The organism is Candidatus Electrothrix sp. (genome assembly GCF_052785085.1).
The window spans coordinates 1-14,088 of the sequence record NZ_JALAAI010000029.1 but is presented as its reverse complement, the minus strand read 5'-3'; the positions used below and the strand labels follow the sequence as shown (position 1 = coordinate 14,088).

General features: G+C 45.9%; 11 protein-coding genes and 1 tRNA gene. 4 read left to right on the top strand and 8 right to left on the bottom strand.

Translation table 11 applies throughout. From position 1 onward, the window contains the following. Positions 1 to 12: 12 nt before the first annotated feature. The 8 genes from nusA to L2082_RS06755 all read right to left on the bottom strand — a co-directional run bounded on the left by nusA (position 13) and on the right by L2082_RS06755 (position 7,542). Complete coding sequence (nusA, locus tag L2082_RS06790) at positions 13 to 1,542, bottom strand: transcription termination factor NusA (protein WP_446009127.1); 1,530 nt, start codon at positions 1,540 to 1,542, stop codon at positions 13 to 15. Between the two features lie 61 nt (positions 1,543 to 1,603). Further along, positions 1,604 to 2,071, bottom strand: coding sequence for a ribosome maturation factor RimP (locus L2082_RS06785; RefSeq protein ID WP_446009128.1), 468 nt, complete (start codon positions 2,069 to 2,071; stop codon positions 1,604 to 1,606). 190 nt (positions 2,072 to 2,261) lie between these two features. After that, a tRNA-Gly gene (locus tag L2082_RS06780) sits at positions 2,262 to 2,337 on the bottom strand. A gap of 182 nt (positions 2,338 to 2,519) precedes the next feature. Beyond that, on the bottom strand, positions 2,520 to 3,815 hold the full coding sequence (locus L2082_RS06775) for a S41 family peptidase (protein WP_446009129.1): 1,296 nt from the start codon (positions 3,813 to 3,815) through the stop codon (positions 2,520 to 2,522). 30 nt (positions 3,816 to 3,845) lie between these two features. Continuing rightward, on the bottom strand, positions 3,846 to 5,033 hold the full coding sequence (locus L2082_RS06770; RefSeq protein ID WP_446009130.1) for a murein hydrolase activator EnvC family protein: 1,188 nt from the start codon (positions 5,031 to 5,033) through the stop codon (positions 3,846 to 3,848). Continuing rightward, positions 5,030 to 5,917: a cell division protein FtsX gene (locus tag L2082_RS06765; RefSeq protein ID WP_446009131.1), complete on the bottom strand. Its 888-nt coding sequence runs from the start codon at positions 5,915 to 5,917 to the stop codon at positions 5,030 to 5,032. The genes L2082_RS06770 and L2082_RS06765 overlap by 4 nt, the downstream gene beginning before the upstream one ends. Continuing rightward, positions 5,914 to 6,765 carry a cell division ATP-binding protein FtsE gene (gene ftsE, locus L2082_RS06760; RefSeq protein ID WP_446009132.1) on the bottom strand — a complete coding sequence of 284 codons (852 nt, stop codon included), beginning with the start codon at positions 6,763 to 6,765 and terminating at the stop codon, positions 5,914 to 5,916. Before ftsE ends, L2082_RS06765 begins: the two co-directional genes overlap by 4 nt. 12 nt (positions 6,766 to 6,777) lie before the next feature. After that, a complete protein-coding gene (locus tag L2082_RS06755; protein WP_446009133.1) occupies positions 6,778 to 7,542 on the bottom strand; it encodes an ATP-binding protein in 765 nt (254 codons plus the stop codon). A gap of 262 nt (positions 7,543 to 7,804) precedes the next feature. Here L2082_RS06755 and L2082_RS06750 point away from each other — a divergent pair, with 262 nt between their 5' ends. The 4 genes from L2082_RS06750 to L2082_RS06735 all read left to right on the top strand — a co-directional run bounded on the left by L2082_RS06750 (position 7,805) and on the right by L2082_RS06735 (position 13,960). Next, a complete protein-coding gene (locus L2082_RS06750; protein ID WP_446010402.1) occupies positions 7,805 to 9,406 on the top strand; it encodes a DUF445 family protein in 1,602 nt (533 codons plus the stop codon). A gap of 27 nt (positions 9,407 to 9,433) precedes the next feature. Next, positions 9,434 to 11,155 carry an AAA family ATPase gene (locus L2082_RS06745; protein WP_446010403.1) on the top strand — a complete coding sequence of 574 codons (1,722 nt, stop codon included), beginning with the start codon at positions 9,434 to 9,436 and terminating at the stop codon, positions 11,153 to 11,155. Positions 11,156 to 11,224: 69 nt separating this feature from the next. After that, the gene (locus tag L2082_RS06740; protein WP_446010404.1) at positions 11,225 to 12,013 is read left to right on the top strand and encodes a retropepsin-like aspartic protease family protein; all 789 of its coding nucleotides are present in this window, start codon (positions 11,225 to 11,227) and stop codon (positions 12,011 to 12,013) included. 84 nt (positions 12,014 to 12,097) lie between these two features. Beyond that, positions 12,098 to 13,960 (top strand): GspE/PulE family protein, encoded by a 1,863-nt coding sequence (locus tag L2082_RS06735; protein WP_446010405.1) that lies wholly within the window; start codon positions 12,098 to 12,100, stop codon positions 13,958 to 13,960. The last annotated feature ends 128 nt before the right edge of the window (positions 13,961 to 14,088 follow it).

The window sequence follows — 14,088 nt, the reverse complement described above, 5'->3', positions numbered from 1 at the left end:
CGCTCTTAAAAATCAGGGCAACCTGTCACCATCGACAATATCCTGCGAGGGAAACAAGTCCTGCTCATGAGGAGATTGAGGTGCCACGTTACCGCTCACCTCTTCTTCTGGCTCAATGATATTTCCAGGCATTTCCTCAATTTCTTCGTCATCTCCCTGACTATCCACACCCTGCTGCGGAACAGGTTGATCTTCAGCAATCACATTCCCCAACTGATCTTCCGGGGCTTCCTGCACCTCTTCTTTTGCCTTTGTCGGCGGTGAAAAAAGACGTTCAGCTTCGTCAGCAACTCCGTCCTCAGGGACAGGGATATCGGTCGCCTGAAGCTTGAGAACAGCTGCCTGATCTTCATTAACCCCAATAATCCGCATAATCTTTTCAACATCAGCCTGAACAAAATCCACAGTTGAATGAATATCAGCGGCAAGTAACTTATCTGCCTTTGTCTCATCAATTCCATCAATGGCGAGAAGACTCATATATCCGGGCTTACTCAGATTCTCATAACGTTGCTCGCTTTTCACGTCAATACGCCACTTCAGCAACCGAGAGGCAAGCCGTACGTTCTGTCCTTGGCGACCAATGGCTAATGATAATTGGTCATCCGGGACAACAACGAGCAAAGCATGTTGTTCTTCATCCACAATCACCATACTTACTTCAGCCGGGGCCAAGGCATTATACACGTATTTTGCCGGATCTGGACTCCAGGGCACAATATCAATACGTTCTCCTTGCAGCTCCTGCACTACATTCTGCACCCGGGCACCTTTCATGCCCACACAGGCACCTACGGGATCCACATCAGATTCTGCTGAAGTAACAGCTATTTTTGCCCGAAAACCCGGTTCACGGGCAGCGCCCATTATTTTAACAATTTGCTCTGATATTTCAGGAACTTCCATCTCGAAAAGTTTCATCAAAAACTCATTACATGTCCTGTTCAAAATCAGCTGGGAATCACGGGAATCCTGACGAACCTCCTGGAGATAGGCGCGAATACGATCTCCCTGCTTAAATGATCGCTTGGGAATCTGACCATCACGGGGTAACACAGCATCTGTTCGACCAAGGTTGATAATCATCTTTCCTCGTTCAAAACGCTGGACAATACCGTTCACGATGGTACCTTCCCGGTCCCGGAACATATCAAAAACAACTTCTCGTTCCGCATCTCTCAGACGATGAATAATCACCTGCTTGGCAGACTGGGCTGCTATCCGACCGAGTTCGGCTACATTCTCCATTTTTTCACCAAGATCATCTTCCAGCTCAATGTCAGGATCCAGTTCTCTGGCTTCATTAATATGAATTTCTGTATCCTCATCCCAAACATCGTCAACTACAGTACGATACTGAAATGCCTCAACCTCACCGAGTTCTTCGTTAAACTGAACTTCTATATCACGTCGACCGCCGAATTTTTTCCGCACAGCAGACCGCACAGCTTCTTCAATGGCATCCACCATCAATGTGCGATCAATACCTTTATCTCGACAAATCTGATCAAGTATACGCTTTAAATTATCTCCACCCGACATTATTTCTTCTCCACCTTCGACCTTTGCCGCAGCATACAATAAGGTCCGATATTCAGAGCCGTTAAAGGCTCAGACGTGCCCGCGCAACAGCTTGCAGATCAAATTCTCTCTGTTGTGTATCAGAGCCGTCCACAGCCAACGTTATCCTGTTGTTCTTCTCATCCACACCTGCCAAGATTCCACAAAAAACACGTTGATTATCAACAGGCTCATTCAGTTTCACTCTGACCTTTTTTCCGGAAAAACGTATAAAATCCTCTACACGTTTCAAGGGGCGTTCTGCTCCTGGCGATGAGACCTCTAGGGTGTAGGCATGGCGTATAATATCTTCGACTTCCAGATAGGTGGCCACCTGTCTGCTGACAGAGGCGCAGTCATCAACATTTACCCCTTCTTTGCCGTCAATAAATAATCGCAATACCCATCCAGACTCCTGCCTGAACTGTACTTCCACCAGTTCCAAGCCCATCTCGTCAAGAAGAGGGAGAGCAAATTCTTCGACCACTCTGATTACTTGATCCGTTCCCACACAGCACCTTCCCAAAGGGAATAAAAAATCTCTGTCAATCAAACATCAGGAAGAAGCCCTAAAAAGACCGACAAACCATAACTCCCTCCAATAACAATAAAAAAAGCGGGCAGAGCCCACTTTTACAACTTCCCAAAAATTGTTACAAGCTCTATCGACTGCAAAAATCGATACATGCTTGGGCAACTAATGGAGCGGGTAACGGGGCTCGAACCCGTGACCTCAAGCTTGGGAAGCTTGCGCTCTGCCAACTGAGCTACACCCGCACCGTTCATCTGTTACCAGCACTGTACACTACATAGTCAATCCCAAATGGTCTGCAACCAGTCTCTTCTGACAAGCGTAAACATCAGCGCATTAAAAACTGGTTATATATTCAAAAAAAAGTTTTTTGTCAAGTCACAAGCAAAAATGCAGAAAAGAAACCACCAAGGGCCATGCATTTTCTTTAATGGGTAAGAAAAACACCAGCCATATTTTTCAAAATAAATAAAGCAGCATGCAACTGATTATCCTCTGCCAGCCGTTTTGTATAATCAAGAGCTGCATCTTTTTTCTCCTGCACTTCCTTTTTCCCCACCTGTTCAAAATGATGCGGGAGGTCTTCTTCTCTCAAACGGGTATCCGTAGCATCGCCCTTCCCTGTTCTACTTTTCTCCTTAAAAGGAACAATCATATCAGGCACAATTCCTGTTGCCTGAATAGACCTGCCGCTTGGCGTGTAATAACGGGCTGTGGTCAGGCGAACCCCTGCTCCATTTGGCAAAGGAACCACCGTCTGTACAGATCCTTTACCAAAGGTCCTTGTCCCGATAATCACCGCTCGTTTATGATCCTGCAAAGAACCAGCAACAATTTCAGAAGCACTGGCAGAACCACCGTTTACAAGAACAACAACAGGAAAGGTGTATTTTTTTTCTCCCTGATGCGCCTCGAAATGCATATCATTTTCTTGTTCCCGCCCTTTTGTGGTTACAATAACCCCATTTTCAAGCAAGACATCAGCAAGCTGCACTGCCTGGTCAAGTAACCCACCAGGGTTATTTCGTAAATCAAGCAGTATTCCCTGAATCTTCTTTTTCCGCCCTGCTGTACGCAACGCTTCTTCAAAATCACGGGTGGTGGTAGCCTGAAAATTTGTCACCTGTATATATTGGAACCCATCTCCAAGCTCCTCAATATTCACTGAATGATGGGGAATAATATCACGAACAAATACCATATCCATCAACTCATTCAACCCTTGCCGGCGTATGGAAATACTGACCTTTTCTCCTTGATTTCCCCGGAGCAGATTCACAGCATCAGGCAAGGTCATCCCCTGAGTGGATTTATCATTAATCCTGACGATCTGATCGCCTGCCTTGACCCCCCCTTTATAGGCAGGAGTTCCTACAATGGGCGAAACCACGGTTAAAATACCATCACGAACTGTTACCTCAATACCTATTCCACTGAAACTTCCTCTGGTATCTTCCTGAAGCTCCTTAAAATCCTCTGGTGACATATATGAGGAATGAGGATCAAGCGACCCCAACATCCCGTTGATCGCCCCTATGAGCACAGCACCACTTTCCACTTTATCCACATAATGCTTCTGTAAGAGATCAAGTACATTGGCAAAGGTTTCAAGATGCTTATAGGTCTCTGCTTTTTTTTCTCCCTTTCCTGTTTCAGGATACCCTGGACAAGCAGAAATGATGCTAAATATAACAAGAATGAGCTGTATTTTTTTTCTATTCATAATAAAGGCCTATCCTGCTCCTCTGGTTTCTCAGTCTATCCGAAGCCACTCCAACGGATCTAACGGCGTACTGCCATGCCGGATCTCAAAATACACGCCTGGCTCATACAGTGTTGCAATATCCCCACTTATCCCAATCTCCTGGTCCTGGGTAACCTTATCGCCCTTGTTGACAAAAATCCCATCAAGTCGGGCTGTAATGGTGAAATACTTTCCTCCGTGGTCAATAATCACTGTATTACCATAGCCCGGTTTATAATCAGCAAAAACAACCTTTCCCTTATAAACAGCATACACCGAGGTATCAGACTCAATGTCAACAGTTATTCCCTTCATTCTTTTTCCTTGACGCAGGCCTGAAGAAATAATATCGCCAAAATGATACAGTACTGTGCCTGTTACCGGAGAAGACAACCGTCCTTTTCCTAAAAGAAGCCCCTGTTCCCTATCAAGTTTATCCTCTATTCTGAGCCGCATCAGGTCATCATGTAATTCCTGCTCAGCCTTACGCATCTCATCAACAGCCAGTTGATAAATATTTTTCTCCTGCTTAATCGTCGTCAACAGCTGTTCCTGCTCAGCCCGTAAAACAAAAAGAACCTGCTCCTCTTCCTCAGCCTGCTGCACCAGTTCTTCAAGTAAGGATTTTTCCAGCTCATGGGAAAGCACAGCCTGTTCCAGCGTATCCATGGCCTTTCGATATTGCTGAACAATACTTTTGTCATAGGCAACCAGCTGCTCAAAGGCATCAGAAAACAAGATGAGATCCGGGAGATCTTTTTTAGAAAAGGTCACATTGAGCATCCCAACACTCCCCATCATATAAAAAGAGCGTAACCTCTTGAGCATATGTCCCTGCAGAGCTTTCCGCTTCTCTTTTGCCAACTCAACCTTTTCTTTCAGATCTTGCAAGAGATTTTTCTGGTCAGCTAACCGTCGTTGCAAAACGATTGTTTTTTCCTTTTGCCGACGAACCTTCCGGTTTATCTCATCAAGCTGATCAAGGACTGCCTGCTCAGCTTTATTTTTCTGCTGTATTTTATCCAGGTGGATCTGAATATCGTGCTGTAATTTGCCAATATGAATTCGCACCTTATTTTGCTCATCTGTTCCGCTTTCCTCACCAGCACAGTCTTGCTGAAAAAAGGAACAACAAAAAAACACCAGCACCAATAAAGGCCCAAAAGAACGCTGCACCCGCCAACCCTGCCTACTCATAAATAAAGAATCTTGCGGGTTGAAGTGAAGCTTCCTCCGGCACAGAGGAGCATAGCCAATACAATAATTACAGCAACAGAAGGACCACTGAAAAAACTAAAGGAAAACATCCCTGGAACTCCTTGTCCGCTGAAACGAAGCTCAATCCAGCTGAATAAAAAATACAGCGCACCAAGCCCGATTCCAGCTCCTATTGCTCCGAGGATAGCTCCTTCCAGAAAAAAGGGCACCCGAATATAATGGGCTGAAGCTCCGACCAGACGCAATAATTCCAACTCTTTTTTTCGGTTCAGCATAGTTAGCCTGATGGAATGGGCCATCATAAAAGAGGTAGTCAGAATAAGCAGGGCCCCTGACAGAAAAACAATAATACGAAGGAGCTGAATAAAAGAGTAAAAGCGATCAACCCACTCCCTGCCATACTGGACCTTAAGCACCCCAGGAAGAGACTGAAGATACTCTGAAAAAAGTTTAATCCGCGACAAGGTATCAAGGCTTCGCTTAGGATAAATCTCAATAGAGGCTGGTAAAAAATCATGGGGAATTTCCTGCAAAACATCCTGATTCTCGTTAAGCTGCTCCTTAAAGCGATCATAGGCTGCTAAACGAGAAACAAAGTCTATCTTTTCAACCTGATCAAATTTTTCAATCTTATGGCGATACTCTTCCTGCAAGGCCGGGTCAGGCTGTTCTTCCAGGTACACTATCAAACGAAGATCATTATTCAGGAGATCACCAGCATGCAGGGCGTTCATATAGACCAGGTAAAAAAAAGCAAAAATCAATACAGACAGGGTGATGGTTACCAATGAAAGAAGCTGGCTCCGCCAGGTTTCAATAATATTACGCCAGGTCTGACTGAGTACAGCAAAGAGAAACTTCATACTTCCACCTCTTTTCCCATCACTGCCTCTAGACCATCCTTGATGACCAGCTGCTGGTACAACTCCTCCTTTTGAGATCTCTCCTGAGAACCCTTTTGAGAAGAAGACAGCGGTACTGACTGGTTTTCATCGCGCGCATTGCCATCCTGATTTTCCTGGGTATGTTGAGCAGGAATCACCTGCCCCTGTTCAATGGTCACCACCTTGCTGCCAGGATAATTATAAATTGAATGGTCATGAGTGGCGATAAGCAGGGTTGTTCCTTTTTCGTTATACTCATAAAAAAGCTCCATCACTAACTCTGTGGTGTCTGAATCCAGATTACCTGTGGGCTCATCAGCAAGAACCAGGACTGGATCATTGGCCACAGCTCGGGCAATGGCAACCCGCTGCTGTTCTCCTCTGGATAATTTAGCTGCCTGGGTGTTCATCTTATCGGACAGGGCAAGCCGGGAAAGGAGTTTCCTGGTACGGTGTTGGATAAATGATCGGCTTCGATACGCCACTTCCATAGAAAAGGCAATATTCTGGGCCACAGTTTTTTCCGGCAGCAGCTTAAAGTCCTGGTACGCCACTCCGATGCTTCGACGTAAATCCTGCATTTCCGCACTTGATAATTTACTCAACTCCTTGCCTGCAACCTCAATATAACCCCGGTCCGGTGTATCAATACCGCAGAGCATGCGCAGCAAAGTGGTCTTACCAGCCCCACTCATTCCGGTAAGATAACAAATCTCTCCCTTATCAACCCGGAGCGAAATATCTGCAAGAGCCTGGATATCAGGAGGGTACACCTTACTGACCCGAATCAGGTCAATCATGGCCTGACTATTTTCTTCACTTGTCATAATCGGGTACTTTTAAGAATGATCAAAGATTGCATCAAAAATCGCAAAGGCTTGCGTAATCACCTGAGTATCTTCTGCCAAATCCAAGTATGATGCCCGGCTTAGTTCCTGGTTAATCAGGTCATCACTGGATGAAATAATTCCAGCCAAATCCATATCTGCCTCAGCAACAGCCTCATCAATCTTGGTTTGCAGTGCTGGGGGTACCGGATCAGGTGCCCTGTTGACCAGCAAATACTGCTGTTTGATTTCCAATTTCAACGGCTCAGTAATATCAGCAATCCGTCGGGCTGTCATAATACCACGAGCAGAGGGATCGGAAACAATGAACAGATAATCAATACTGCGCAGGTTCATCCTGCTCAGATGTTCCATACCTGCTTCGTTGTCCACTATAATATACTTATAATTTTCAGCCAGCTTATCCATTGTCATGGCCAGATACTGGTTGGCAGCGCAATAACAGCCAGGCCCGTCTGGTTGGCCCATCACCATCAGGTCAAAACCAGTCTCTTCAATCAGGGCCTGATGGATCTTCATTTCCATGTATTGATCACGGGTCATGCCTATGGGAAGCTCCCCTTTTAATTCCTTACGAATTTTCCCAAGGGTCATTTCGACATCAAGATTGAGTAATTCATTAAGATTGGCATTTGCATCAGCGTCCACCGCAAGGACCGGGGTCATTGTACGGGCAGTGAGATATTTCAGGAGCAGGGCTGAGATCGTTGTTTTACCGGTCCCCCCCTTGCCAGCCAGAGCTATAACTTTGGTCATCGGATTGCCTTAACTATAAAAAAGTTTTTTTGTCACAAAACAGTATCAGCAGCATAGATACAAAAAATATACAGTAAGTAGATATACAGTAGTGAACTATACCCTAAAGAATCGTTGTTTCCAAGTGAAACGGAAAGGAAAAAAGGCTCCCCCTCTGATTCCCGGTAGACGGAAGCACAACTATGTTTTATCTTTTCCTTTCAGATTCCCGGATAACGAATTTTCCGACTTCTCCATAAAAAACATAACCTGTAGATAGACTATGATGTTTTCAACAACCCAAATTCTCACCTACGCTGGCCCACCTCTGCTTGGGGCCCTGATCGGTTATCTCACCAACAAAGTGGCGATCCGCATGCTGTTCCGACCTCTTAACCCTTGGTATATCCTGGGCAAAAGAGTTCCTATGACACCAGGGATCATTCCCTCTAAACGCCATGAGCTTGCCGAGAATATCGGAAACATGGTTGGTGAAAAACTGCTCACAGCAACCGAAATAGGCACAGCCCTGTCAGCAGAGCCTTTTCAGGATCATCTCAACCAGATTGTGGATGATCGTGTCAAAGACATCCTGAGCCGCGATCTAGGCCCTGTCCAGACAGCCATTCCCCGACGTTTCCGAGCCTATGTCCGTATTGGTCTCAGAACCCTGAAATATCAGCTCCGCACTGGCGTACACACCTACCTTGCATCAGAGCAATTCCGTGAAGCCCTTGACAAACTCATTCCAGAACAGCTGGAACAGCTCGGCAGCCGCAGGCTTGATGAACTTTTGCGCGAAGAGGATCGAAAAGGATTGTACAGTTTTATGGAATCCTGTCTGGAAAAAATAATCACCTCTCCTGAGAATACCAGGCTGCTTTCCCGCCAGATAGAGGCAGGTCTGACAGAAGCCGCAGTATCAGGCAAGGCTTTAGAGGATTTTCTCCCCAAAGAGCTGGTACAGCTCATCTGCACAACTGTGGAACAACAGGCCCCACAGCTCCTCCTCCGGACAGCAAAAATGTTGGCCGAGCCTTCCATGCGTGACCGCATCATCATCGCCATCAAAGCAGGGATAGAAAACTTTATCGATACTCTTGGCCCGATGGCTGCTATGGCAAAAGGGTTTATTGATATAGAAACCATGGATGACACCATCCGGGCCTGGCTGGAGAAAAAAGAAGACGCCTTGGCAGACTGGCTTCTCAAACCAGAGATCAAGGAACGCGCTGGTCAAGCCCTTGCTGATCAGACTAAGGCTTTCCTGGCCACTCCGTTGGCTAACCTGCTCATCCACGTTGAGCCGGAAAAACAAGAGGCGATCTGCCACCAGCTTGCGGAAAAAATTATGGAGATGCTCGGGTCAGAAAAAATGCAGCAGCTGATTTCCGATGCCATCCGGGAGCAATTTGAGGGTGTTATTGATCATGGGCGGCTTCCCCTGGCTGATTGCGTGTCCCTGCTTCTGAAGAAAGAACAAACAGCAACAATGCGCCAGACCCTTGTAAACGAACTGTCCAGGAGCCTGCGCTCCGAATCGACAGGGGAGGTTCTGGATAAGATCATCAATACAATGGTGGATCGGATAACATCCAAGCCGCTGGGTATTCTCCAGAACCTGATGCCAGCTGGCGTTCGCAAAGGCATTACCGAATACATCGTCCTTACAGCAAACACAATGCTGGTCCGCGAGGTTCCAGGTTTAGTGCGTACTTTGAATATTAAGGAGTTGGTCACGGAAAAGGTGGACTCCCTTGACCTCCTCCGCCTTGAGGGGCTTCTTCTCTCTATCATGGAAGAGCAGTTCAAATACATTAATCTGTTCGGTGCCCTGCTTGGATTTATGATCGGGTTACTTAATTTGCTTATCATGCTCTTATAGCTGGTGGAGCGTTTCAGGATTGAATCTATGAAAAAACGTATCCTCTATGGCATTGCCAACTACTCTGAACTGTTGGAGAAAAACGGCTATTTTGTTGATAAGACCCATTGGTTGGCCGAGCTGGAGCTGGTGAACAACCCGGTCTTTCTCCGACCGCGACGCTTTGGCAAGTCCCTGCTCTGCTCAATCCTCAATCATTATTACGATATCAACACCGCAGACCGCTTCAAGGAACTCTTCGGGCATACCTGGATAGGCCAGTACCCCACAGGTCAGCAGAATTCCTGTTTTATCCTTCATCTCAATTTTTCCGTTATAGAACCCGGCAAAACCATTGGGGCAATTGAGCGCAGTTTTAAGGTGCATTGCAATCATCGTATAAAATCCATGCGCAATACATATGCTCTGCTCAACAAAATACCGGAAATGAACATTGATGCCCCGGTCTCTGACAACCTGGATGCTCTGCTGACATATTTGCAGGAGCAACAACTCCCGCCCCTGTATATCATCATTGACGAATACGATAACTTCGCTAATCAGCTGGTCACGGCCAATAAGGATCAGCTCTACCGGGAACTCACAGCAGATAACGGCTTTTTCAAAACTTTTTTTAAAACCCTGAAACAGGGGCGGGAAACCCAGAGCATTGCCAATGTGTTTATCACCGGCGTTCTGCCCATCACTATGGATGACATGGCCTCCGGCTTTAACGTGGCTACTTTTCTGACATTAGACCCGTTCTTCGAGAACATGCTGGGATTCACCCAGGCTGAAACTGATGAACTGGTGGATGCTGTGTTTCAGGATCAGGAGCTTGACCCGACCACCCGTTCCGAGGTGGGTACAGTGATGAAGAATCAATACAATGGCTATCATCTGGTAACCAATGACGGGGAAAGCCTGTACAATTCCACCCTGGTGCTCTATTTCCTCAACTGGCTCCAGAATCACAAGACCATTCCCAAACATCTCACTGATCTCAATCTGAAAACCGATATTTCCTGGGTGCGTCGCCTCACCGCCTCCAACCCAGCTATGACCGAGGACTTTGTTAATCAACTGACCCTGCACAACAGCATTGCCTTTGACGATACCTTTCTGGTTGAGAAATTTAATATGTACCAGTTCTTTGAACCGTCCTTTTTCCCGATCTCCTTTTTCTATCTCGGCATGCTGACCCGCAAGGATGATTTTTATCTCTGCCTGCCCAACATGAACATGCGCACTATCTTTGTGCAGTATTTTAACGAGATTCATAACATCGACGTCTCCACCCGCTATGCTGAAATCATGCAGGGCTTTGTCAACAAGCCTGACCTGGAACAACTCTTTGCCGGCTACTGGCGGGAATATGTCTCCCAGCTGCCTGAAGCAATTTTTCAGCAGGTGAATGAGAACTTCTACCGCACCACCTTTTACGAGCTATGCAGTCGTTTTCTTTCCCGTTGGTTTGTCTGGCATGTGGAGCGTTCCTATCCGCAAGGACGGAGTGATCTGGAGTTTGTGGGCAAGTATAATGAAAAATATGCTGGCCTGCGCTGGGTGGTTGAGTTCAAGTATTTTTCCAATGCCGAATTCAGGAAGCTCAAAACGGATATTGAGGAATTTCAAGTACGATCTGAAGATACAGAACAGATTAACGGTTATGCCGAGGGGTTGCGTCAGGAATATCCGAACGCAACAATATCTAAATTCGTGATCTACTGCTTTGGCAATCAGGGATTCCGGGTGTTTCAAACCGGATGACAAGCACGCCCTGATCAATCCCCCTTATTTTGCTCACTCTCTAACTGGAACATAAGCCCCGACGATGCCATGAAAAAGGAAAACCCGATATCTCCGCATGAGGAAGTAAAGAAAGAATGGAGTTTTTCCGATGTTGAGAATGAGATGGAAGACAACCAGGCAGACGAATCATCTCTTCCCTTTGGACTACGCTTTCTTCTCATTGCTGGCGGCCTTATTGGGTTCCTCGTTTACCTGAATCGCACCTTTCATGCACTCAGCTTTGGTGAAGATTTTGGCCAGATTATTTACCAAGGCATTTTCATCCTCTTTGTCAGCGCGGCCTTGGCATCAGGAAACACCTGGCGAAAAATCAAGCAGCTTGCGGCCTGGGCAGCCATTGGCTTGGTCTTTATGATCGTGTTCAGCTATCGTTACGAGCTGGCCGGAGTGAGAGATCGGCTCCTCTCCGAGATAATGCCCTCCAAGGGCATGCAGAACACGCCTGATTCTGTCACCTTTCCGGTTTCTGCAGACGGGCATTTCTATATTCAGGCGGAAGTGAATGGGGTGCCCCTCATCTTTCTTGCTGATACCGGGGCCAGCGACATCGTGCTCTCTCCTGGTGATGCAAAAAAGCTGGGGATTGATCTTCAGCAGCTGGAGTTCAATCGTATCTACGAGACAGCAAATGGGACTGTCCGGGGAGGCTCTGTCCAGCTCGCTGATTTCAAGGTGCAGGGTATTCATCTCCAGGATGTCAGGGCCTCGGTCAATGAGGCAAAAATGAGCAACTCGCTGTTGGGGATGACCTTTTTCAAACGATTGAAGCGTTATGAGGTAAAGGAAGACAAATTAACTCTGTACTGGAATCCATAGGGAAACAATCCGCAAAGACGTATGCATTGCGCGTTCCGGGCGATTCAGCCATAATAAGCAATGAATCACTACCAGAGCATTACAATGGCCGGTAACTTCAGAAAACAGCAACGAATAGGTGAACTTTTTGTCAAGAAGGGTCTGATCTCGAAACGAGATCTGCTTCAGGCCTTAAAATTGCAAAAAATACAGTCTATTCCCCTGGGGAAAATTCTGTTGAATTTGAACAAAATAAAGAAAGACGACTTTTTTTCCGTACTGGCCGAACATTATGGTCTCTGCCAAATATCATTAAAAAATCATGCTATTGACTATAAACTACAAAGCCTTCTGAATGAGCATTATGCAAAAGAAAAAGGTCTCATTATCCTACGGGACAGGCAGAAAAAAATAAAAGTCGCCTCCTGCGAACCGTCGCGAAATCTTATCTATGATATCCGTAAACAACTTGATCACAAAATACATTACCAGCTGTGCATGGCTTCTTTCGAAGAGATCTGCTACGCACACAGAAGTATATATGCTCATAAGGACAAAAAAAGAAAAATTACTTATTTCCCAGGCGGATCCGTTAGCACCAGAATGTTCCGCAAGTCACGGGGAGAAGACGGAAAATTGACCATGACGTTGGTGGATAAAATTCTCCAAATTGCCTATCGCCTTGAGGCCAGTGACATTCATTTGGAACCCCTTAAAGAGAGATTTCGCGTAAGATACCGAATTGAAGGAGAATTACATGAAGTTGATGTCAATAATTACGAGCTTCAGATTCTCTATCAATGTGTGGTCGCCAGATTTAAAATTCTCGGCCAACTTGCCCTGGATCAAAAAGATCAGCCCCAGGGCGGTTCTTTCAGCATACAGTATGACAACGGTAAAGAACTGCTGGATATTGATTTCCGAATTTCTCTGCTACCGACAAAATTCGGTGAAAGCATCGTTCTCAGGGTTCTGAATCAGAGCAAAATGGAGAATATCACATTGAAAGATCTCGGCATCAACGGAGAGCTGCATACCAGTTATTTGCGACAGATAACACGACCGCAAGGATTGATTATTTTAACAGGCCCGACAGGCAGCGGCAAATCAACAACACTGTATGCCACTATCAAGCATATCGCAGGCAGCAAAAAAATACTGACTGCGGAAAATCCTATTGAGTATTCATATCCTGAAGAATGTTCGATTACCCAGACCCAAGTCAACAGAGCACGGGGCTTAGGATTTGATGAATTGATGGACGAATTCATGCGGCAAGATCCAGACGTTATCATGCTCGGTGAAGCACGCAATAAACGATCAAGCAGAACAGCTGTGGAAGCGGCGCAGACCGGTCATCTGGTGTTCACCACTATGCATACCGAAGACAGCACTGGAGTTGTACCGAGGATGAGGGAGTTGCTTGAGATGAGAGTGGAGCAGTTTCTCGGTCAAACCAAGGCGGTTATAGCGCAACGTTTAGTTAAGAAAGTATGTGCTCACTGTGCCGAAAAATATACGCCTGCTAAAGAAGATATGCTCTTTTATTTCGGAGACATTGATCCGGGGTTCGACTTTTATCGAGGGACTGGGTGCGAAAAATGCGATTATGATGGTGCAGATGGAAGAATCGGCATGCATGAGTTATGGCTGCCCACCAGAAAAGTTGTTTCCGACTTGCGTGATGCCAGCACTGATTATGAAATTCGACAGGCAGCTATAGCGAACGGCTTGAAACCGCTCTATCTTGTTGGAATTGATCTGATGCGGCAGGGAAAAATTACGCTGAAACGAGCTATCGAGGCAGTCCCGAACATTGAGGAAGACAGAACATTATTGGGTAGATCTCATATTGAGCAATATTTAAATAGTCCGCAAGTTGATTCGCCGGAAATAATCCCGAAGAATGATCAGTCACGGCTTGTACGGCGAAAAAAAAACGGAGCCAAGATGCAGTTTGTCCCTTGATAAGGGTGTTGAAAAGAATATCTCAACGCCACACAAAAACAGTTGCTTAGATAATAAAAAGCCTGTATAATGAGGAAAAGTCAATAATGTTAAACCTTTTACTCATTTCAGGTGTTATGCACAATAAA